Here is a 22,089-nt window from a genome sequence, read left to right on the forward strand (position 1 = left end):
CGGATGCCCTGGAACCTCCCACGAGCCATCCGTTTCAGTAATCTTGCCTCAAACCAGCTTGAACACGCCGATGGCGTAGACAACGGAAAGAGCAAGAGCCCACCACACGTTGGGACCGACAAGTCCCAGCCATGCGAGATGAATGAAGGCGCTGCCGAGCAGCGAGACGAAAAGGCGGTCGCCGCGCGTCGTCTCGAACCGCAGGATGCCGACGCGCGGGCTGCCACCCGGCCGCGCGTACTCCCAGACCGCCATCAGCGACAGTAGCGCAAAGATGGTGAGGAAGAACATCGCGCCTGGGAACGACCAGGCCATCCAGCCACCCCGTATCAGCGGGGCGAACCAGTCGCGCACGCCGTCCTTGATCGGCAGCGCCATGATCAGCAGCCCGGTCAGGACAGCGTAGACGACGAGAACGGCAGCCAGCGCCAGGGGCCAGCGGTTGATGCGTTGGGACACGGTTGCCATTAGACCCTCCCCAGGGCAAAGCCCTTGGCAATGTAGTTTCTGACGAAATAGATCACGATCGCACCGGGAATGATGGTGAGCACGCCGGCAGCGGCTAGAACACCCCAGTCCATGCCGGAAGCAGACACCGTGCGCGTCATGATCGCGGCGATCGGCTTGGCATCGGTCGTCGTCAATGTGCGGGCGATCAGCAGTTCCACCCAGGAGAACATGAAGTTGAAGAAGGCGGCGACACCGATGCCGGATGCGATCAGCGGGATGAAGATCCGGATGAAGAAGCGCGGGAAGGAATAACCATCGATATAGGCTGTCTCGTCGATTTCCTTCGGCACGCCCGACATGAAGCCTTCGAGGATCCACACCGCCAGCGGAACGTTGAACAGGCAATGCGCCAGCGCCACGGCGATATGCGTATCGATGAGGCCGAAGGCGGAATAGAGCTGGAAGAACGGCAGCGCGAACACGGCCGGCGGTGCCATACGGTTGGTCAAGAGCCAGAAGAATAGGTGCTTGTCGCCAAGGAACCGGTAGCGCGAGAAGGCATAAGCTGCCGGCAATGCCACCGAAACCGAGATGACGGTGTTCATCACCACGTAGATGATCGAGTTGATGTAACCCTTGTACCAGGACGGATCGGTGAAGATCACCGCATAGTTCCGGAGCGTCGGCGCATGCGGATAGAGCGAGAACGTGCCGGTGATCTCGGTGTTCGTCTTGAAGCTCATGTTGACGAGCCAATAGATCGGCAACAACAGGAAGATGATGTAGATCGTGGGCACGAGCCAGGAGAGGCTGCGGCCGGATGCCGAGGGTGCAGATTGTGTCGCGGTGGTCATTGTTTTTCCTCCCTCCGTCCGTCAGCTCTGCGCATCGCTATTGGTCATCACGGTGTAGAATATCCATGAGAGCAACAGGATGATCAGGAAGTAGATGAGCGAAAGTGCTGCTGCCGGGCCGAGATCGAACTGGCCGATGGCCGTCTTGACGAGATCGATCGACAGGAATGTGGTGGCATTTCCGGGTCCGCCGCCGGTGATGACGAAAGGCTCGGTATAGATCATGAAACTGTCCATGAAGCGCAGCAGGAAGGCGATCAAAAGCACGCGCTTCATCTTCGGCAGCTGGATGTAGCGGAACACGGCCCAACGGGACGCGCCATCGATCTTCGCCGCCTGGTAATAGGCATCCGGGATCGACACGAGGCCGGCATAGCAGAGCAGAACGACAAGGCTCGTCCAATGCCAGATGTCCATGACGATCAACGTCACCCAGGCATCGAAGACATTGTTGACATAGTTGTAGTTGATCCCGAGCGCTGCCAGCGTGTAGCCGAGCAGGCCGATATCGACGCGGCCGAACACCTGCCAGATGGTGCCGACGACGTTCCACGGAATGAGCAGCGGCAGCGACATCAGGACGAGGCAGATGGGAACACCAAACCCCGTCTTCGGCATGTTGAGCGCGATCAGGATACCGAGCGGAATCTCGATCGCCAGGATGATGCCGGAGAAGATCAGGTTGCGGGTCAGCGCATCCCAGAAGCGGTCGGACTGCAGCACCTGGATGAACCAGTCGGTGCCTGCCCAGAAGAATTCATTGTTGCCGAAAGTGTCCTGTACCGAATAGTTGACCACCGTCATCAACGGGATGACCGCCGAGAAGGCGACCAGCACCAGCACCGGCAGGACCATGAACCAGGCCTTGTTGTTCCAGGTCTTTTCCATGATCAGGCCTCCCCGCCCACACGCCATGAATCGGCGTAGATATTGATGGCTGCGGGATCGAAGGTGATCTTCGGTTCCGCCGGGATCTCACCGTCCTCATGCACGACGATGGCGATCGGGCGGTTGGCGAAGGTGGCACGGACGATCTTCTGGCGGCCGATGTCCTCGACCTTGGAAATCACAACCGGCATGCCTTCGCGGCCAAGGCGGACGAATTCCGGGCGGATGCCCAGCTCCGTCTTGGCACCGGCAGCAAACTTCGGCGCAAAAGACAACGCAACCTTCTGGCCATCGAGATCGACCGACGAGCCATCGATCTTTGCCGGCAGGACGTTCATGCCCGGAGAGCCGATGAAGTACCCGACGAACGTATGTTTCGGCTTCTCGAATAGCTCCGCCGGCGTGCCGATCTGGACGATCTCGCCGTCATACATGACGACGACCTTGTCGGCGAAGGTGAGTGCCTCGGTCTGGTCGTGGGTGACATAGACCATGGTGAAGCCGAATTGCTTGTGCAGCCGCTTCAGTTGCGAACGCAGCACCCATTTCATATGCGGATCGATGACCGTTAGCGGCTCGTCGAACAGGATGGCACTGACATCGGAGCGGACGAGGCCGCGGCCAAGCGAGATCTTCTGCTTCTGGTCGGCGGTCAGCCCCTGCGCCTTTTTCTTTGCACGGTCCGAGAGGCCGATCATTTCGAGGATTTCCGTGACGCGGCGATCGACTTCCGTCTCCGGAACGCGGCGGTTGCGCAACGGAAAGGCCAGGTTGTCGTAAACGGTCATCGTGTCGTAGATCACCGGGAACTGGAACACCTGGGCGATGTTGCGCTCCTGCGTCGACAGGTTGGTGACATCCTTGCCGTCGAACAGGATCTTGCCTTCGGAGGGCTGCAGCAGTCCGGAAATAATGTTGAGCAGCGTGGTCTTGCCGCAGCCGGACGGACCGAGCAGCGCATAGGCGCCGCCGTCGTTCCATTCGTGGTGAACTTCCTTCAGCGAATAGTCGGAAGGCTTCGTCGGTTTCGGGCCGTAGGCGTGGCGGATATGGTCGAGATTGATGCGTGCCATGGTTTTCTCCTCACGCTCCCCGAGCGGCAGAGCCGCCGATCGCGCGTCCATCCGCCCCGAAGGCCATCAGGTGGCGGGTATCGACGAAAAGCTCGATCGCCGTATCCGGCTCGATGTCGTGGATGCCGTGTTCGAGCATGACCCAGCGCGATCCCACGCAATCGACATGGATGAAGCTTTCCGAGCCGGCGATTTCCGAAATGATGATGCGCGCCTTCAGCGTTGCCGCCGTGTCGTGCGGACGCGCAAGCGACAAATGGTGGGGATGAAAGGCGATGGTATAGGCGCCGTCGGCAATATCGGCGAGGTGCGCCGGCACCGTCAGGACGCTGAGGCCAGCGTGCTCGAAAGCGGTGCCGGACTTCACCACGTCGAGCGTATTGAGCGGCGGGTCGGCAAAGGTTTTTGCGGTCGCCAGATCGGCCGGCTTGCGGTAGACCGAGATGGTGGACCCGAACTGACTGATGCGGCCTTGGCTAAGCGTTGCCGTATTGCCTCCGAGAAGCAGCGCTTCCTGCGGTTCGGTCGTCGCATAGACGAAGATCGAACCGGCAGCGGCAAACAGCTTCGGCAATTCTTCGCGCAATTCCTCGCGCAGCTTGTAGTCGAGATTGGCGAGCGGCTCGTCGAGCAGAACGAGGCTGGCATTCTTGACGATGGCACGCGCCAGCGCCGTGCGCTGCTGCTGGCCGCCCGACAGGTTGAGCGGGGTCCGCTCCAGGAAGGGCGTCAGCTTCATCAGCTCGGCCGCCTTGCGGACTTCGCGATCGATCGTTGCCGCATCCTTGCCGGAAATGCGCATCGGCGAGGCGATGTTTTCGTAGACCGTCATCGCCGGATAATTGATGAATTGCTGGTAGACCATGGCGACCGAACGGTCCTGCACCCGCACGCCGGTCACGTCCTTGCCATCAAACGAGATGGTTCCGGTCGTCGGCTTGTCGAGGCCCGCCATCAGCCGCATCAGCGACGTCTTGCCAGACAGCGTCGGGCCCAGCAACACATTCAGCGAGCCCCGCTCCAGCACAAGATCGGTCGAATGGATATGCGTATCCGCCCCGACAACCTTGGTTATGTTTTTCAGTTCAAGCATTCTCAGGCTTCCTCCCAGCCATCGGCAGCGCTATCCCGGCGCGGCCTTCAGGCAACGTTGCGGATAGTCTCCCGCATGTATTCCTCCAACCCGGCGGCTTGCGCCTGGGTCAATGTCAAGCCCAGCTTGGTGCGGCGCCAGAGGATATCCTCGGCGTGCCGCGCCCATTCCTGGGTCATCAGCCACTGCACCTCGACCTCATAGAGATCAGCGCCGAAATGCCGGCCGAGATCGTCCGTCTTGCCGGCACTGCCGAGCAGGCTTGCTGCCAGCGTCCCATAGAGCCGCACCAGGCGGCGCCCATAACGCTCGGCAAGAAAGGGATAGCGGCTCGTGAGCTTTGCCACTTCGGCCTCGTAGCCGGTCGCCGGAAAATCGCCGCCCGGAAGAACGCTTTTCGCGGTCCACGGATTGCCCTTGGCACCGATCGCGCCGGCGATCTTTTCCAGCGCATGCTCGCCGAGCCGGCGATAGGTGGTCAACTTGCCGCCGAAGACGTTGAGCAGTGGCGCATCACTGTTGCCGCCATCGATCTTCAGCACATAATCGCGCGTCGCTTCCTGCGCCTTCGAAGCGCCGTCGTCGAACAGTGGCCGCACGCCGGAATAGGTCCAGACCACATCGGCCGGCTTGACCGGTTCGGAGAAATACTCACTCGCCGCATTGCAGAGATAGGTAATCTCGCCCTCGGTAATCTGAATGTTCTTCGGGTCGCCGGTGAAATCGTTGTCGGTCGTGCCGATCAAGGTGAAATCGGTCTCATAGGGGATCGCGAAGATGATGCGGTTGTCCGGGTTCTGGAAGAAATAGGCACGGCTATCGTCGAACTTCTTCTTCACGACGATATGGCTGCCCTGAACCAGACGAACATTGTGGACATCGTTCTTGCGCACGGCACCCGACAAAACCACGTCGACCCAGGGGCCTGCCGCATTGACCAGCATCCGCGCGTTGAAGGTGCTGACGGCACCGGTCGCCGCATCCTCCACGCTCACAGACCAGAGGCCGCCTTCACGCTCCGCCGAGACGACGCGGCTGCGCGTCATGATGCGCGCACCCTTGAGTGCAGCATCCTTGGCGTTCAGCACCACGAGGCGGGCGTCATCGACCCAGCCGTCGGAATATTCGAATGCCTTGGTAAATAGCGCCTTCAACGGCTTGGCAGCCGGATCGCGCCGCATGTCGAGCGTGCGAGTAGCAGGCAGAAGCTTGCGGCCGCCGATATGGTCATAGAGGAACAAGCCGAGACGGATCAGCCAGGCCGGGCGGATGCCGCCTTTGTGGAACGGCAGAACGAAGCGCATCGGCCAGATGATATGCGGCGCCATCGCCCAGAGCACTTCGCGCTCCATCAGCGATTCACGCACCAGCCGGAATTCGTAATGCTCAAGATAGCGCAGACCACCATGAATGAGCTTGGTAGCGCGCGAGGAAGTGCCGGAGGCGAAATCGTCCATTTCGGCCAGCGCAACCGAGTATCCACGGCCGGCAGCATCTCTTGCGATGCCACACCCATTGATACCGCCACCGATCACGAAAATGTCGAGTACATCCTGCGCAGGCACTGCTTCCCCTCCCACATTTCGCATTGCACAATTTTGAGCAGATGCGAAAGTAAAAATAATTAAAGCGAAAACCTTACGAATGTCAAACGAATGTTTATGGAAAACAAGCAGCCGCTAAAATCAGCAATGTCAGCGCGCCGTTTCGATCAGCCGGACATCCTGCTCCTGGCAGATATTGCGGACATTCTCGATGGGACAAATGTCGGTAATGAAGGTGTGAACCTGGGTGATATGGCCGATCCGGACCGGCGCCGTGCGCTCGAATTTGGTCGAGTCCGACACGAGAATAACATGCCTGGCATTGGCGATGATCGCCTGCGCCACTTTCACTTCACGATAATCGAAATCCAGAAGCGCACCATCATGATCGATCGCGGATGCACCGATAACGGCATAATCCACCTTGAACTGGCGAATGAAATCCACTGCCGCCTCACCGACGATACCGCCATCGGCACCGCGCACGACGCCACCGGCAATCACCACTTCGATCGATGGAAAAACTCTCAAGCGATTGGCAACGTTGATGTTATTGGTAATTACCATCAGTTCCGTATGGTCAAGCAGCGCTTCGCCGACCGCTTCCGTCGTCGTGCCGATATTGATGAAAAGCGAGGAATTGTTCGGGATCATCGCCGCAGCCGCCTGGCCGATTGCCTGCTTTTCCAGGGCTGCGATCGAGCGGCGGGCCTCGTATTTCACATTCTCGTTGCCACGCGGAAAGACTGCCCCACCGTGGATACGCGTCAGCACCCGGCCGTCACACAAATCGTTGAGATCCTTGCGGATGGTTTGCGGCGTCACGGAGAAACGCGTGGCAAGTTCATCGACCAGCACCCGGCCTTCCGTCTTGGCAAGCTCAAGGATTTCCGACTGGCGCCCCGTCAGATACATCTATAGTCCCTCCCGTCGTTTTCGTTTTCTTTCATAATATGCAAAAACGAAAGCAACGCAATTTCATAAACGCAGCGAATGCTCGAAATTGAACCCCTGTTAGGGAAGATGCATCAAAGAAGAAAAGCCGGCCGCGTTGCAATTCCGGTCATCATGCGACAGCGTGTCTGTTGTTGCGGGGGTAGTCATCATGTTTCATCCATCGCTGTTCAAAGGCTTGAATGTCGTCGTCACCGGCGCCGGTCGCGGTATCGGCCTGGAGGTCGCACGCCAGTTTCTCGATTGCGGCGCAACCGTCTATCTGCATGGCGGCCGCGTGGCGCGCGAGCCGCTGCCTGACTTTCTCGATGCCGCGCTGACCGAAGGCCGGGCTTTTCTCTCCTATGCCGACTTCTCGACTGCGGGCGGCATCGAGCTTCTAGCCACCGGCATCGCCGCGCGATTTCAGGCGATCGACATTCTCGTCAACAATGCCGGCACGATGGTCGGCCGGTTTCTCGCCGGTGACCTGACCGACGAACAATATGAGACGGTGGTACAGCTGAACCAGACCTCGGTCGTGCAGACCACCCGCGCGCTCTTGCCACTGATCCGGCGCGGCACACGTCCGGCCATCATCAACACCGTGTCGATCTCGGCGCTCACCGGCGGCAGCGCCGGATCGGCGATCTATTCGGCTACCAAGGCCTTCGTCTCGACCTATTCCAAGGCGCTTGCCCGCGAGCTGGCACCGGAGGGCATCCGCGTCAATTGCGTTTCGCCGGGAACGATCACCACCGATTTCCACGAACGCTACTCATCCGCCGAAAAGCTCGAAGCCACCCGCAAGACCATCCCGCTGCAGCGGCTGGGCACCGCCGAGGATTGCGCGCCGGCCTATTTGTTCCTCGCCTCGAACGCGCTCTCGGGTTACATCACCGGACAGGTGCTGGAAGTGAACGGCGGTCAATTGATCTGCTGAGCATCGGCATTGGGGAGGGTAGCGGTTGATCGACAAGCTGGAATTCTTCATCGCACTCGCCCAGGAGCGGCATTTCGGCCGCGCCGCCGACCTCTGCGGCATTACCCAGCCGACGCTTTCGGCCGCGATCAAGCAGTTGGAAGATCAGCTCGGTGTCATGCTGGTCAATCGCGGCTCGCGCTACCAGAGCCTGACGCCGGAAGGCCAGCGTGTGCTGGAATGGGCCCGGCGGATCGTCGGTGATTCGCGCACCATGCACGAGGAAATGCGGGCTGCCCGGCGCGGACTTGTCGGCCATATCAGGCTGGCAGCCGTGCCGACGACGCTTGCCATGGTGCCGCGCATCACGGCACCGTTCCAGGAGAAGCATCCGGAGGTGACCTTCTCCATCCTCTCCACCACATCGCTGAAAATCCTCGGCCTCTTGGAAAATCTGGAGATCGACGCCGGCCTCACCTATCTCGAAAACGAACCGCTCGGCCGCGTCACCAGCGTGGCGCTACAGGTGGAGCGCTATCATCTCGTCACCGCAGCAGGCACTCCGCTATCGGATCGCGAAACTGTGACCTGGAAGGAAGTTGGCGGCATTCGGCTTTGTCTATTGACCGCCGACATGCAGAACCGGCGCATCATCAACCAGCATTTCGCAGAAGCCGGCGTGACCGTCTCACCGACGTTGGAATCGAACTCCATGATCGTGCTGTTTTCCCATGTCCGCACCGGTCACTGGGCCAGCATCATGCCCTATAACGTCGGGAAATCCTTCGGTTTTCACGAGGATATAAAGCTCATACCGATCATCGAGCCGGATGCCCGGCACACGGTCGGATTGGTCGCCACGCATCGCGAACCATTTACGCCGCTCGTGTCGGCCCTGCTCCATGAGGCGCGCATACTGGCCGACGCCCAAGCTCTTTGAGCGAACGACGCTTTGATAGAAAACACCTATCGCTTAACGGAATACGCCTATTGACCCTCCTTCCGCCTGCTGACACGCTGTATTTACCGTGCGTGAGCTGCGAAACCGCGTGATCCTGTTCTTTTTGACCCAGGATCCGAATGAAACGATGCTCTGGAGGGGCTTCGTTTGATTTAAGGGATCGCAGACCACGACGATTGTTCATTTCAGTTCGGGAGGTCTGAACGTTGAACCTGCATGTATCAAGCCGTGATATCGGTGAACGGACGCTGGATATCGTCAGCGAGATGAAGTCGCTCGAGGGGCCGCTTCTGCCGATCCTGCACGAGATTCAGGCTGAGTTCGGCTATGTGCCGCAGGAAGCCCTGCCGATCATTGCCCGCGAGCTCAACCTATCGCGCGCCGAGGTTCACGGCGTGGTGTCCTTCTATCACGACTACCGCGATCACCCGGCGGGCCGCCACGTGTTAAAGCTCTGTCGCGCCGAGGCCTGCCAGGCTATGGGTGGCGACCAGTTGGCCGAACGGGTGAAATCGCTGCTCGGGATCGATTTTCACCAGACGACGCTTGATGGAGCCGTAACGCTGGAACCCGTCTATTGTCTTGGGCTCTGTTCCACCGCACCCGCCGCGATGCTCGACGGCGAGGTGCACGGGCGGCTCGATGCGGATGCGGTGCGGGACCTCATTGCGGAGGTACGGACATGAGCGTGCGGATTTTCGTTCCAAGGGATGCGGCCGCATTGGCGCTCGGTTCCGAGCGGGTCGCCACGGCGCTGACCCGTGAAATCGAAATTCGCGGGCTGGACGCCACAATCGTCCGCAACGGATCGCGCGGCCTGCACTGGCTGGAACCGATGATCGAGGTCGAGACGGCAGAAGGCCGGATTGCCTATGGCCCGGTAAAAGCATCCGATGTGGCGTCTTTGCTGGACGCAGGCCTCCCCACCGGCGGAACCCACCCACTTTGTCTCGGAAAGACCGAGGAACTGCCCTATCTGAAAAACCAGACGCGGCTGACCTTTGCCCGTTGCGGCATCGTCGATCCGCTGTCACTTGCCGACTACCGCGCCCATGACGGGTTGAAGGGCCTGGAAAGAGCCGTGGCCGTGTCGCCGGCCGATATCGTCACCCATGTCACCGAAAGCGGCCTTCGCGGCCGCGGCGGCGCTGGTTTCCCGACAGGCATCAAATGGAAGACGGTTCTCGATACGCCCATCAATAGTGAGAAGGGCGACCGCAAATATATCGTCTGCAATGCCGATGAGGGCGACAGCGGTACCTTCGCCGACCGGATGATCATGGAAGGCGACCCCTTCGTGCTGATAGAGGGCATGGCGATTGCCGGCATCGCGACGGGGGCGACAAAGGGCTTCGTCTATATCCGCTCGGAATATCCCCACGCCATCGCGACGATGACACAAGCCGTCGAGATCGCCCACAAGGCGGGTGTGCTGGGCAGCTCGGTGCTCGGCTCGGCCAAGGCCTTCGACATCGAGATTCGCACCGGCGCCGGCGCCTATGTCTGCGGCGAGGAAACAGCGCTGCTCAACAGCCTGGAAGGCAAACGCGGCATCGTCCGCGCCAAGCCACCGCTGCCGGCCCACAAGGGCCTGTTCAACTGTCCGACCGTCATCAACAACGTCATTTCCCTCGCCTCCGTGCCGATCATCATGGACAAGGGCCCTGTTTATTACAAGGATTTCGGCATGGGCCGCTCACGCGGCACGATCCCGATCCAGATCGCCGGCAACGTCAAGTATGGCGGCCTCTATGAGGCTGCCTTCGGCCTGACACTCGGCCAGATCGTCGACGAGATCGGCGGCGGCACCGCAACCGGACGTCCGGTCAAGGCCGTGCAGGTCGGCGGCCCGCTCGGCGCCTATTTCCCGCGCGCCCTGTTCGATACGCCGTTCGACTACGAGGCCTTCGCCGCGAAGGACGGCCTGATCGGCCATGCCGGCATCACCGTCTTCGACGACACCGCCGACATGCTGAAGCAGGCCCGTTTCGCCATGGAATTCTGCGCTGTTGAAAGCTGCGGAAAGTGTACCCCCTGCCGCATCGGCTCGACGCGCGGCGTCGAAACAGCCGACAAGATCGCCCAAGGCATCGAGCCGGAAAAAAACCTCGCGCTGCTCGCCGACCTCTGCAACACCATGAAATTCGGCTCGCTCTGCGCGCTCGGCGGTTTCACGCCCTATCCGGTGACCAGCGCCATGAACCACTTCCCGGACGATTTCCGCCCGGTGCCTTTGGTGGAGGCGGCGGAATGAAAGCTATAACAAAAACCCTCCCGCTCGCCTTGCTCGCCGCCCTCCCCACAAGGGGGAGGGCTCAACCTGTGGCCGCTTCGCTCACTAATCTGATTTCTGTTTCGCTGAGGGTGCCGCTGGTTAAGTCCCTCCCCCTTGTGGGGAGGGGTTGGGGAGGGGTCTTCCCCCTAGTTTCAAAAAGAAATCTCGCCGTGACATCCACACAGGAGGCCCTCCATGCCCCTCGTCTCTGAAATCGACTTCGGCACCCCAGCCTCCCGCTCGGAAAAGATGGTGACGCTGACCATCGACGGCAACGAAATCACCGTGCCGGAGGGCACCTCGATCATGCGGGCCTCGATGGAGGCCGGCATCAAGGTGCCGAAACTTTGTGCCACCGACATGGTCGACGCCTTCGGTTCCTGCCGCCTCTGTCTCGTGGAGATCGAAGGCCGCAACGGTACCCCCGCATCCTGCACCACGCCGGTCGCGCCCGGCATCAGCGTCCATACCCAGACGTCCCGGCTGAAGGACATCCGCAAGGGCGTGATGGAGCTTTATATCTCCGACCATCCGCTCGACTGTCTGACCTGCGCTGCCAACGGCGACTGCGAATTGCAGGACATGGCCGGCGCCGTCGGCCTGCGCGACGTGCGCTACGGTTATGAAGGCGACAATCACGTCAAGGCGCGCAACAACGGCGACATCAATGCCAAATGGATGCCGAAGGACGAATCCAATCCCTACTTCACTTATGATCCGTCGAAATGCATCGTCTGTTCGCGCTGCGTGCGCGCCTGCGAAGAGGTGCAGGGCACGTTTGCGCTGACCATCGAAGGCCGTGGCTTCGGCTCCCGTGTTTCGCCCGGCATGCACGAGAATTTTCTCGAGTCTGAATGCGTCTCCTGCGGCGCCTGCGTGCAGGCCTGCCCGACCGCGACGCTGACCGAAAAGTCGGTCATCGCCATCGGCCAGCCGGAACATTCCGTCGTCACCACATGCGCCTATTGCGGCGTCGGCTGCTCGTTCAAGGCCGAAATGCGCGGTGAAGAGCTGGTGCGCATGGTGCCCTGGAAAGACGGACAGGCCAATCGCGGCCATTCCTGCGTCAAGGGCCGGTTTGCCTATGGCTATTCGACCCACAAGGAGCGCATCCTCAACCCGATGATCCGTGAGAAGATCAGCGATCCCTGGCGCGAAGTCAGCTGGGAGGAAGCCCTTGCCCATACGGCGTCCGAATTCCGCCGCATCCAGTATCAGTACGGCCGCGAATCGATCGGCGGCATCACCTCGTCGCGCTGCACCAACGAGGAAACCTACCTCGTCCAGAAGCTGATCCGCGCCGGTTTCGGCAACAACAATGTCGATACCTGCGCCCGCGTCTGCCACTCGCCGACCGGCTACGGTCTCGGCGCCACTTTCGGTACATCCGCCGGCACGCAGAATTTCGATTCGGTCGAACACACCGACGTCGTCATCATTATCGGCGCCAATCCGACCGACGGTCACCCGGTTTTTGCCTCGCGCCTGAAGAAGCGCCTGCGCCAGGGCGCCAAGCTGATCGTCGTCGATCCGCGCCGCACCGACATCGTTTCCTCGCCGCACATCAAGGCATCGCATCACCTGCCGCTGCGCCCCGGAACCAATGTCGCCGTGGTGACCTCGCTGGCGCATGTCATCGTCACGGAAGGCCTCTACGACGAGAAATTCATCCGCGAGCGCTGCGACTGGTCGGAATTCGAAGACTGGGCGGCTTTCGTCTCAGAGGAGCATCACAGCCCCGAGGCCGTCGAAAAGCTCTCCGGGGTTCCGGCCGAGGACATTCGTGGCGCCGCCCGGCTGTTTGCCACCGGCGGCAATGGCTCGATCTATTACGGTCTCGGCGTCACCGAACACAGCCAGGGCTCGACGACGGTCATCGCGATCGCCAATCTCGCCATGGTCACCGGCAATATCGGCCGTCCGGGCGTCGGCGTGAACCCGTTGCGCGGCCAGAACAATGTGCAAGGCGCCTGCGACATGGGCTCCTTCCCGCACGAGCTTCCAGGCTACCGCCACGTCTCCGATGACGCGACGCGCGAAACCTTCGAAAAGCTCTGGGGCGTGACCATTTCCAACGAGCCGGGCCTGCGCATTCCCAACATGCTGGACGCCGCCGTCGATGGCTCGTTCAAGGGCATCTACATCCAGGGCGAGGACATTCTCCAGTCCGACCCGGACACCAAGCATGTGCAGGCTGGCCTTGCCGCGATGGAATGCGTCGTCGTGCAGGACCTGTTCCTCAACGAAACCGCCAACTACGCCCATGTCTTCCTGCCGGGCTCGACCTTCCTCGAAAAGGACGGCACCTTCACCAATGCCGAGCGCCGCATCAACCGCGTCCGCAAGGTGATGACGCCCCGCAACGGCTACGCCGACTGGGAGGTGACGCAGAAGCTGGCGCAGGCCATGGGGCTCGATTGGGCGTATACGCACCCTTCGCAGATCATGGACGAGATCGCAGCGACGACGCCGAGCTTTGCCATGGTGTCCTACGCTTATCTGGAAAAGATGGGCTCGGTACAATGGCCGTGCAACGAGAAAGCGCCGCTCGGCTCGCCGATCATGCACATTGACGGCTTCGTGCGCGGCAAGGGCAAGTTTATCCGCACCGAATATGTCGCAACCGATGAAAAGACCGGACCGCGCTTCCCGCTGCTGCTCACCACCGGCCGTATTCTTAGCCAGTACAATGTCGGTGCCCAGACACGGCGTACAGACAACGTCGTCTGGCATGAGGAAGACCGGCTGGAAATCCATCCGCATGACGCCGAACTGCGCGGCGTTCGCGATGGCGACTGGGTAAAGTTGCAAAGCCGTTCCGGCGATACGACGCTGCGTGCGCTCATCACCGACCGCGTTGCGACCGGCGTCGTCTACACCACCTTCCACCACCCGACGACGCAGGCCAACGTCATCACCACCGACTTCTCCGACTGGGCAACCAACTGCCCTGAGTATAAGGTAACCGCAGTCCAGATCTCGCCCTCCAACGGCCCCTCGCAATGGCAGATCGACTATGACGAACAAGCCCGCCATTCCCGCCGCGTCGCCGGCAAGCTGGAGGCTGCGGAGTAGGATTGGAATGATGCGATGGTCACAAACACCCCCCTCTGTCCCTACAGGACATCTCCTCCTCAAGGGGGGAGATTGGCTGATGCGTGCGCGGCATACTCCCTCTTCTCCCCAGCGGGGAGAAGGTGCCCGAAGGGCGGATGAGGGGGCGGTTCGGCACATTCTACTGTCACTACTTGCAACCATCTCCTCTTGCAGGGAAAATACTGCGGCTGCGCGCGCCTCATCCGGCGCTGCGCGCCACCTTCTCCCCGCTGGGGAGAAGAAAGAGTTCGTGGCATGACCACCTTCAAACTCACTCAGACCGTGCCCGAGACCGCCCATCGCAACGGCAAGCTGACGCCCGGCTCCCGCGCCGTCCCCGAGGAAACGCCCATCGCGCTCTCCTATGGCGGCTCCACCCATGCCGTGATGATGGCCACCCCCGGCGATTTCGAGGATTTTGCCGTCGGCTTCAGCCTGACGGAGGGGATCATCTCCGATCCTTCCGAGATCGAATCGATCGAGGCCGTCGCAGACGAAAAAGGCATCGACCTTCAGATCACTCTGAAGGATGAGCAGAACGACGCGCTGGTCTCCCGCCGCCGCCATATGGCAGGGCCTGTCGGCTGCGGCCTCTGCGGCATCGAATCGATCGAGCAGGCCGTGCGCAAGACACCACCGGTATCGTCCTCGACACTGCGGCTATCGCAGCAGCAGATCATCGAAGCCGTCGCCCTCCTCAATGGCCAGCAGCCGCTGCATGTCGAAACCCGTGCCGTGCATGGCGCCGGCTTCTACGTGCCGGGCAAGGGCCTGATTGCCGTGCGCGAGGATGTCGGCCGCCACAATGCGCTGGACAAGCTGGTCGGCGCTGCAGCCCGGGCCGGACATGCCGGATCAACCGGCGCCGTGGTGGTCACCAGCCGCGTTTCCGTCGAGATGGTGCAGAAGACCGCCATTATCGGCAGCCCCTTCATCATCGCCATATCGGCGCCGACAGCACTTGCCATCCGCACGGCGGATGAAGCCGGCATGACGCTGATCGCGCTGGTACGCGGCGCCGATTTCGAGATTTTCACGCAATCCCACCGCATTCAATCCGGAGCCATCGCCGATGTCGCTTGATAACACCAATGGCAAACTCGTCCGCATGGCCAACCAGATCGCCACCTTCTTCAAGTCGCAGCCGGAAGATGAGCGCGTCGAAGGCGTCGCCACCCATATCAACAAGTTCTGGGAACCGCGCATGCGCAAGGCCTTCTTCGAACTGATCGAGCAGGGCGATGCCGGTTTCGACCCGATCGTGATCGCCGCCGCCGCCATCATCAAGCCACCTTATTCCGGCTCCGAAGGCGTGGGTACCGGCAGCGATGCCGCCGCCGGTGCACCGGGCGGCAAAGGCACGGCAGCCGGCGAATCCCTGTCCGAACCGAGCATTCCCGAAAAAGCCTGATCTCGGCGCGGCGCAATACTTTGCACAACTCCGTTCATGGACGTTGAACAGGCGCGCCATCTAAGCTACGCAGCAATACCGAAAAAGATGGGCCGGTTGGTAATCCGGTTCCTGCAATCAGCAGCTTATGACCCTCTCGGGTTTCCACGGTACCAGTTTGATCAGCAGTGGTCGGCGGGGTACGTGGCTCTGCACCGTGTGTCCTCGATGACGAACAAGGAACCTCGGCATGGCACCCTCCGTCTCCCCGGACACCCCGATTTCACTGGCCAATACCGTTGAGAACTGCGCGCTTGATCGCTCTGCAATCGAACAGCTCTCGAAAAGCGGACTGCCGCACAAGCTGATGGATTGCGTCCTTGAGGAAGCCGACCTTGCGCGCCTGACGCTGGATGGCTGGGTGTTCGAGGCCTGCAATGTCAAGCAAGCCCGGTTCACCGGCGCAAAACTGAGTGCCACGATCTGGTCGAGCTGCAAGGGCGGTCTCGCCGATTTCACCGGTTGCGATCTGTCGGAGAGCAAGATCGAGGGGTGCGACTTCAACAACAGCAATTTCCGCGGCACGACACTGACTGGCGCGCACTTTTCGCGCTGCAAGCTGACGGGAGCAAACCTCTCCGAGGCAAAAACCCTCAACCTGACCTTCCACGAAACCCGGCTGGCCGACGCCCGGCTGCCCGGCCTCTCCTTTCGCAAGGCCCGCCTGAACGGCCTCGATTTCCAGATGGCCGATCTGAAGAAATGCGATTTCCGCGACGCGATCTTTCAGGATTGCAGCCTGCGTGACGCCAATCTGGTCGACTGCCGTTTCGAGGGTGCCGACCTTCGCGGCGCCGACCTCGGCGGCATTCGCCTGCTGAACGCCAAACAATTCAAAGGCGCAACGATCTCGCGCGATCAGGCGGGGCAATTGCTGGCGGAGCTGGGATTGAAGGTGCGGTAAGTTTGCCCGGATCAGCCCGCCAGCCGTACACTCACAGCCAGCCAATCGCGCTGTTTTCCGAAAGAAACCCGAAACCGCTTTGTACCTGCCGGTGAGCCTTGCTATGGTCGGCCTCGTCAAAAGAGGGAGAGACTTTTGCAGGGAGAGGCAGCGCGAAAAACGTCGGTGCCGGAGCGCGATCCGGAGTTCGGGCCGTGGCTGGCGCAGGCATCCATCCTGATCGTTGACGACGAGCCGGGCATGCGCAATTTCCTCGTCCGTACACTTGGCCCGCGCTGCAAGCGGATCGAGGAGGCGGCCGATACAGACGAAGCCTCGCGCAAGCTCGACGCCCATCATTTCGACGTGGTCATCCTCGACAATATCATGCCCCGCAAGAATGGCGTCGACTGGCTGGCCGAGCAGCGCGCCATCGGTTTCTTCGCCGAGGCAATCCTGATCACCGCCTTTGCCGATCTGGAAACCGCGATCCGAGCTTTACGCGCAGGTGCCGTCGATTTCGTGCTGAAACCCTTCCGCTCCAACCAGATCCTCAACTCCGTCGCCCGATGCCTCGACCGCATGCGGCTGCAACGCGAGAATTTCGTGCTGCGCTATGAGCTGAAGGCGACATCCGATCATATCCTTTTGCGCGACCGGCTGATTGGGACGTCGCTGGTGATCGGCGATGTCCGCGATACAATCGCGCGCGTCGCGCCGCTGCCAACCTCGGTGCTTTTGACCGGCGAATCCGGCACTGGCAAGGAAGTCGCCGCCCGCTCGCTGCACACTCTGTCCGACAGGGCAGACAAGCCTTTCGTGCCGGTCAACTGCGCTGCCATCCCGGCCGACATGATAGAGACCGAACTGTTCGGCCATATCAAGGGCGCGTTTACCGGCGCCGAAAGCAACCGCGAAGGCCTGTTCACCCATGCGCAGGGCGGCACGCTGTTTCTCGACGAGATCGGCGAAATGCCGCTCGCCACGCAAAGCAAGCTTCTGCGCGTCATCGAGGATCGCCGCGTCCGGCCTGTCGGTTCCGAACGCGAAGTGCCGGTCGATCTGCGTTTCGTCTTCGCCACCAATGCCGACCTGCAGAAGGAGGTCGAGAAAGGCCGGTTCCGCGCCGACCTGTTCTACCGGATCAATGTCATGCAGCTCTACCTGCCGCCGTTGCGCGACCGCGGCAATGATGTGCAGGAACTGGCAGAGCTGTTCATGCAGAAACTGTCGCAGCAACTCGGTATGCCGCAGGTGACGATCGATGCGCAGGTGCGCGCTGCGCTGACGCGCTATGCCTGGCCTGGCAATGTCCGTGAGTTGCGAAACCTCATCGAGCGCTCGCTGATTCTTGGAAAATTCCCGGACGATTTCCGGGGCAATCCCGGTCAGCAGGCAGAAACGGCCGGTGAGACGCTGGATGATGTCGAGCGGCGGCACATCCTGGCGGTGCTGGAAGAAACCGGCGGCAACCGCGATGAAGCGGCCCGCCGCCTCGGCATTTCGCGCAAGACCATCGACCGCAAATGCGCCGTCTGGAATGGCTGAGGCCGCCCGCCCTAAGGAGCGCCCTGCCCGCTCCATCCGCTTCCGGCTTTTGGCCATCGCGCTGCTGCCGACGCTGGTCATCCTGCCGCTTCTGCTTGGCATTACCATTGCCCGCTGGAACGCGAAATTCGATGCGCTGCTGATCACCAAGGTCAATGGCGACCTGACCATCGCCCATCAATATCTGTCCCGCATTCTCGAAAACACCGGCGAGCATATCCAGGCGCTTGCCGTCTCCGCCGCATTTCGCGACACGGTCGGCTCCGGCGAAACCCCGGCCCTGCCAGCATTCCTTGAGAAGAGTCGCCAGACGCTCGGCCTCGATTTCCTCATGCTTGTCGATCATCAGGGGCAACCGATCAGCGCGGCACGGCAAGCGCAGGAAGCCTGGCCGGTGGTGATCTCAGCGCTCGACGGCACATCCTCGAACGCCATCGACATTTTCTCCGACGCCCAACTGGCCGCCCTGTCGCCGGCGCTGGCGGAGCGCGCCCGGATCGAGCTGGTGGAAACCCCCAACGCAGTACCGACCGACAGGAAGAGCGAGACGCGCGGCATGGTCGTGCACTCGGCCAGCCCGGTGATACTCGCAAACGGCGCAAAGGCAGCACTGGTCGGCGGTATCCTGCTCAACCAGAACCTCGTCTTCATCGATACGATCAACGACCTCGTCTATCGCGAGGCTAGCCTGCCGGAGGGCAGCAAGGGCACCGCGACGCTGTTTCTCGAGGACGTGCGTATCAGCACCAATGTGCGCCTGTTCGAGGATCGCCGCGCCTTGGGAACCCGGGTTTCCGCCGCCGTGCGTGCAACCGTTCTGGACGAGGGCCGCACCTGGCTCGACAGCGCTTTCGTCGTCAATGACTGGTACATTTCGGCCTATGAGCCGATCGTCGACAGTTTCGGCAAGCGCGTCGGCATGCTCTATGTCGGCTTTCTGGAAACGCCCTTCCGGCAGGCGAAATATACCACGCTGCTGACCATCGTACTCGCCTTTCTCGTTGTCACCGCCGTCAGCGTGCCGATCTTCCTGCGCTGGGCACGGGCGATCTTCAAACCGCTGGAACGCATGAGCGACACCATCACCCGCGCCGAAGGCGGCGATATGGGTGCCCGTACCGAGCTGAAGGCGGCCAGCGACGAGATCGGCCGCGTGGCACTGCATCTCGACGGCCTGCTCGACCAGTTGCAGCAGCGCGACCGGGAGCTTCGGCAATGGAACGAAGAGCTGAACGACCGCGTCGCCGAGCGCACCAGCGAGCTGGAACTCGCCAACCGCCAGATCGAGGCGACGACCAAGCAGCTGATCATGTCGGAAAAACTCGCCGCCATCGGCGAGATCACTGCCGGTGTCGCCCACGAGATCAACAATCCGATCGCCGTCATCCAGGGCAATCTCGACGTTGTCCGTAGCGTGCTCGGCGCCAAGGCCGACGAGGCGAAAGTCGAATTCCGGCTGATCGACGAGCAGATCCATCGCATCAGCCAGATCGTCACCAAGCTCCTGCAATTCGCCAAGCCGGAAGAATATGCCGGTTATGTCGAGCGCCACGCGCCCTCAGACATCATTTCCGATTGCCTGCCGCTGGTGCAGCATCTTCTGCACCGGGCCGAGATCAAGCTCGTCCGCGACGACCGTGCCACCCGGCTGGTGCTGATGAACCGGACGGAACTGCAGCAGGTGGCGGTCCACCTGATCGTCAACGCCATCCACGCCATGCCGAAGGGCGGTGTCCTGACGATCCGGACGCTGGATCAGGATATCGCCGAAAATCCGGGAGTGACGCTCGAAATCACCGACACGGGTGTCGGCATGACGCCGGAGCTGATCGGCAAGATTTTTGACCCGTTCTTCACCACCAAACGGCAGGAAGGCACCGGTCTTGGCCTCTCCATCAGCCAGCGGCTGATCGCCCGCCAGAACGGCCGCATTTCCGTCCAGAGCGCCCCGGGAGAAGGAACGACCTTTTCCATCTGGTTACCGGAAGCCAACTGAACCGGACAAAATGTCCGCTGACTCCCGGACATTCTGTCCACCGGCCGCGTCCCCTACTGCATAACCCATTGAAATCCTGAATAGCCCGATTTGGCACGCCGATTGCTCCTGTGATGGGACGGACGGCAGAGGCGGCACCACGCGTTGAGGAGCGGGTGGTGCTAGACACTCTTCAGCCACCCCGGACATGACATTCACTGGGAACGCCCGACGGGACATGGGCGGATGGAGGAACAACGAGAATGACAGCAACAACGGACACCTATGTCGGCGGGGGCTCGGTCGGCCTTCTCGACCGCGAACGCATCATCGCCAAGCCGGGCTTCAACCGCTGGCTCGTACCGCCGGCAGCGCTTGCCATCCATCTCTGTATCGGCATGGCCTATGGCTTCAGCGTCTTCTGGCTGCCGCTTTCCAAGGCGCTCGGCACCACGCCCGATAGCTGCGCCAGCATGAACCTCGCTTCCGCCCTGTTCACCACCACCTGCAACTGGCGTGTCGCCGATCTCGGCTGGATCTATACGCTGTTCTTCGTTCTGCTCGGTTGCTCGGCCGCCATCTGGGGTGGCTGGCTGGAACGTGCCGGCCCGCGCAAGGCCGGCTTCGTCTCCGCCTGCTGCTGGTGCGGCGGTATTCTCGTCGCGGCACTCGGTGTCTATACCCACCAGCTCTGGCTGATGTGGCTCGGCGCCGGCGTCATCGGTGGCATCGGTCTTGGCCTCGGCTATATCTCGCCGGTTTCCACTCTGATCAAATGGTTCCCCGACCGACGCGGCATGGCGACCGGCATGGCGATCATGGGCTTTGGCGGCGGCGCGATGATCGGCGCCCCCTTGGCCAACCTGCTGATGACCCATTTCCGCACCGATATTTCCGCTGGCGTCTGGCAGACCTTCGTCGTCATGGCGGTCATCTATTTCTTCTTCATGATGGGCGGCGCCTTCGGTTACCGCATCCCGCCGGCAGGCTGGCGTCCGGAAGGTTGGACTGCACCGGCTTCCAAAAGCACAATGATCACCACCAAGCACGTGCACCTGCGCGATGCCCATAAGACGAAGCAGTTCTGGCTGATCTGGGCGGTGCTCTGCCTCAACGTCTCGGCCGGGATCGGCGTCATCGGCATGGCATCGCCGATGCTGCAGGAAATCTTCGCCGGCTCGCTGATCGGCCTGCCGGATGTCGCCTTTGCCGATCTCGATACGACGCAGAAAGCGTCGATCGCTGCAATCGCCGCAGGATTTACCGGACTTCTCTCGCTGTTCAACATCGGTGGCCGCTTCTTCTGGGCCTCGCTATCGGACAAGATCGGCCGCAAGAACACCTACTTTTGCTTCTTCGTCCTCGGCATAGTTCTCTATGCGCTCGCCCCGACGCTCGCCGGTCTCGGCAACAAAGCGTTGTTCGTGCTGGCCTTCGGCATTATCCTGTCGATGTATGGCGGTGGTTTCGCGACCATCCCGGCCTATCTCGCCGATATCTTCGGGACGCAGTTCGTCGGCGCCATCCACGGGCGGCTGCTGACGGCCTGGGCAACGGCTGGCATTGTCGGTCCTGTGGTGGTCAACTATATCCGCGAGGCACAGATTTCGGCCGGCGTCGCGCCCGGTCCTGAGCTCTACACCGGCACGATGTATATCCTCGCCGGCATGCTCGCACTGGGGCTGATCGCCAATGCAGTGATCAGGCCGCTATCGGACAAATGGTTCATGAAGGACGAGGAGGTTGCTGCCCTCCAGGCCAAGTCCGCCGCGGCGAATGCCGGCCCGACCGGTTCCTTCGGCATCGGCGCCGGTGGTTTCGACGGCAAGGCCCTGATCGCCTGGGCCATTGTCGGCATCCCGCTACTCTGGGGGGTCTGGGTGACGCTGAGAGCCAGCATGGTGCTGTTCGGGTAGGCGCTGGCAGACTTGGCCTCCGCCCCTCATCCGCCCTGTCGGGTCCCTTCTCCCCGTTTCAACGGGGAGAAGGGACGCGTGGCAACCTCTGTCGTCCCCTCTCCCCGCAAGCGGGGAGAGCGACTGTCTTGTTCGTCAAGCGTTTTGCCATGGTTTATTGTCCCGGATGATGGCATTGAGAATGGTGAGAAGCTTGCGCATTGTCGCAACGATGGCGACGATTTTGGG

General features: G+C 61.3%; 18 protein-coding genes. 11 read left to right on the forward strand and 7 right to left on the reverse strand.

The window, feature by feature from the left end:
* Positions 1 to 48: 48 nt before the first annotated feature.
* The 7 genes from ACP7BS_RS27670 to ACP7BS_RS27700 all read right to left on the reverse strand — a co-directional run bounded on the left by ACP7BS_RS27670 (position 49) and on the right by ACP7BS_RS27700 (position 6,817).
* On the reverse strand, positions 49 to 468 hold the full coding sequence (locus tag ACP7BS_RS27670) for a DUF2160 domain-containing protein (protein WP_426240664.1): 420 nt from the start codon (positions 466 to 468) through the stop codon (positions 49 to 51).
* Complete coding sequence (locus tag ACP7BS_RS27675) at positions 468 to 1,304, reverse strand: carbohydrate ABC transporter permease (protein ID WP_426240665.1); 837 nt, start codon at positions 1,302 to 1,304, stop codon at positions 468 to 470. Before ACP7BS_RS27675 ends, ACP7BS_RS27670 begins: the two co-directional genes overlap by 1 nt.
* A 21-nt stretch (positions 1,305 to 1,325) precedes the next feature.
* A complete protein-coding gene (locus ACP7BS_RS27680) occupies positions 1,326 to 2,192 on the reverse strand; it encodes a carbohydrate ABC transporter permease (RefSeq protein ID WP_426240666.1) in 867 nt (288 codons plus the stop codon).
* A 2-nt stretch (positions 2,193 to 2,194) separates the two neighbouring features.
* Positions 2,195 to 3,265, reverse strand: coding sequence for an ABC transporter ATP-binding protein (locus tag ACP7BS_RS27685; RefSeq protein ID WP_426240667.1), 1,071 nt, complete (start codon positions 3,263 to 3,265; stop codon positions 2,195 to 2,197).
* Positions 3,266 to 3,275: 10 nt separating this feature from the next.
* A complete protein-coding gene (locus ACP7BS_RS27690; RefSeq protein ID WP_426240668.1) occupies positions 3,276 to 4,358 on the reverse strand; it encodes an ABC transporter ATP-binding protein in 1,083 nt (360 codons plus the stop codon).
* 47 nt (positions 4,359 to 4,405) lie between these two features.
* Positions 4,406 to 5,923 (reverse strand): glycerol-3-phosphate dehydrogenase, encoded by a 1,518-nt coding sequence (gene glpD, locus ACP7BS_RS27695; protein ID WP_426240669.1) that lies wholly within the window; start codon positions 5,921 to 5,923, stop codon positions 4,406 to 4,408.
* Between the two features lie 129 nt (positions 5,924 to 6,052).
* Complete coding sequence (locus ACP7BS_RS27700) at positions 6,053 to 6,817, reverse strand: DeoR/GlpR family DNA-binding transcription regulator (RefSeq protein WP_426232954.1); 765 nt, start codon at positions 6,815 to 6,817, stop codon at positions 6,053 to 6,055.
* Between the two features lie 190 nt (positions 6,818 to 7,007).
* Here ACP7BS_RS27700 and ACP7BS_RS27705 point away from each other — a divergent pair, with 190 nt between their 5' ends.
* From ACP7BS_RS27705 to ACP7BS_RS27755, 11 genes are all read left to right on the forward strand, one after another.
* The gene (locus ACP7BS_RS27705) at positions 7,008 to 7,778 is read left to right on the forward strand and encodes an SDR family NAD(P)-dependent oxidoreductase (protein WP_426240670.1); all 771 of its coding nucleotides are present in this window, start codon (positions 7,008 to 7,010) and stop codon (positions 7,776 to 7,778) included.
* Positions 7,779 to 7,803: 25 nt separating this feature from the next.
* Positions 7,804 to 8,697: a LysR family transcriptional regulator gene (locus ACP7BS_RS27710; protein ID WP_426240671.1), complete on the forward strand. Its 894-nt coding sequence runs from the start codon at positions 7,804 to 7,806 to the stop codon at positions 8,695 to 8,697.
* Positions 8,698 to 8,924: 227 nt separating this feature from the next.
* Positions 8,925 to 9,404: a formate dehydrogenase subunit gamma gene (locus ACP7BS_RS27715; RefSeq protein ID WP_426240672.1), complete on the forward strand. Its 480-nt coding sequence runs from the start codon at positions 8,925 to 8,927 to the stop codon at positions 9,402 to 9,404.
* Entirely contained in the window at positions 9,401 to 10,972 is a 1,572-nt protein-coding gene (locus tag ACP7BS_RS27720) for a formate dehydrogenase beta subunit (protein ID WP_426240673.1), read from the forward strand. The genes ACP7BS_RS27715 and ACP7BS_RS27720 overlap by 4 nt, the downstream gene beginning before the upstream one ends.
* Positions 10,973 to 11,188: 216 nt before the next feature.
* Entirely contained in the window at positions 11,189 to 14,068 is a 2,880-nt protein-coding gene (fdhF, locus tag ACP7BS_RS27725) for a formate dehydrogenase subunit alpha (protein WP_426240674.1), read from the forward strand.
* 276 nt (positions 14,069 to 14,344) lie between these two features.
* A complete protein-coding gene (gene fdhD / locus ACP7BS_RS27730) occupies positions 14,345 to 15,172 on the forward strand; it encodes a formate dehydrogenase accessory sulfurtransferase FdhD (protein ID WP_426240675.1) in 828 nt (275 codons plus the stop codon).
* Positions 15,162 to 15,500, forward strand: a complete 339-nt coding sequence (locus tag ACP7BS_RS27735) for a formate dehydrogenase subunit delta (protein ID WP_426240676.1) — start codon at positions 15,162 to 15,164, stop codon at positions 15,498 to 15,500. The genes fdhD and ACP7BS_RS27735 overlap by 11 nt, the downstream gene beginning before the upstream one ends.
* A 229-nt stretch (positions 15,501 to 15,729) precedes the next feature.
* Positions 15,730 to 16,443, forward strand: coding sequence for a pentapeptide repeat-containing protein (locus ACP7BS_RS27740; protein ID WP_426233696.1), 714 nt, complete (start codon positions 15,730 to 15,732; stop codon positions 16,441 to 16,443).
* Between the two features lie 135 nt (positions 16,444 to 16,578).
* The gene (locus tag ACP7BS_RS27745) at positions 16,579 to 17,970 is read left to right on the forward strand and encodes a sigma-54-dependent transcriptional regulator (protein ID WP_426240677.1); all 1,392 of its coding nucleotides are present in this window, start codon (positions 16,579 to 16,581) and stop codon (positions 17,968 to 17,970) included.
* Positions 17,963 to 19,966 (forward strand): sensor histidine kinase, encoded by a 2,004-nt coding sequence (locus tag ACP7BS_RS27750; RefSeq protein ID WP_426240678.1) that lies wholly within the window; start codon positions 17,963 to 17,965, stop codon positions 19,964 to 19,966. Before ACP7BS_RS27745 ends, ACP7BS_RS27750 begins: the two co-directional genes overlap by 8 nt.
* Positions 19,967 to 20,208: 242 nt before the next feature.
* The gene (locus ACP7BS_RS27755) at positions 20,209 to 21,861 is read left to right on the forward strand and encodes an OFA family MFS transporter (protein ID WP_426240679.1); all 1,653 of its coding nucleotides are present in this window, start codon (positions 20,209 to 20,211) and stop codon (positions 21,859 to 21,861) included.
* Positions 21,862 to 22,089: the final 228 nt, after the last annotated feature.

The organism is Pararhizobium sp. DWP1-1-3, assembly GCF_049896125.1.
Taxonomy (GTDB): Bacteria; Pseudomonadota; Alphaproteobacteria; order Rhizobiales; family Rhizobiaceae; genus Pararhizobium.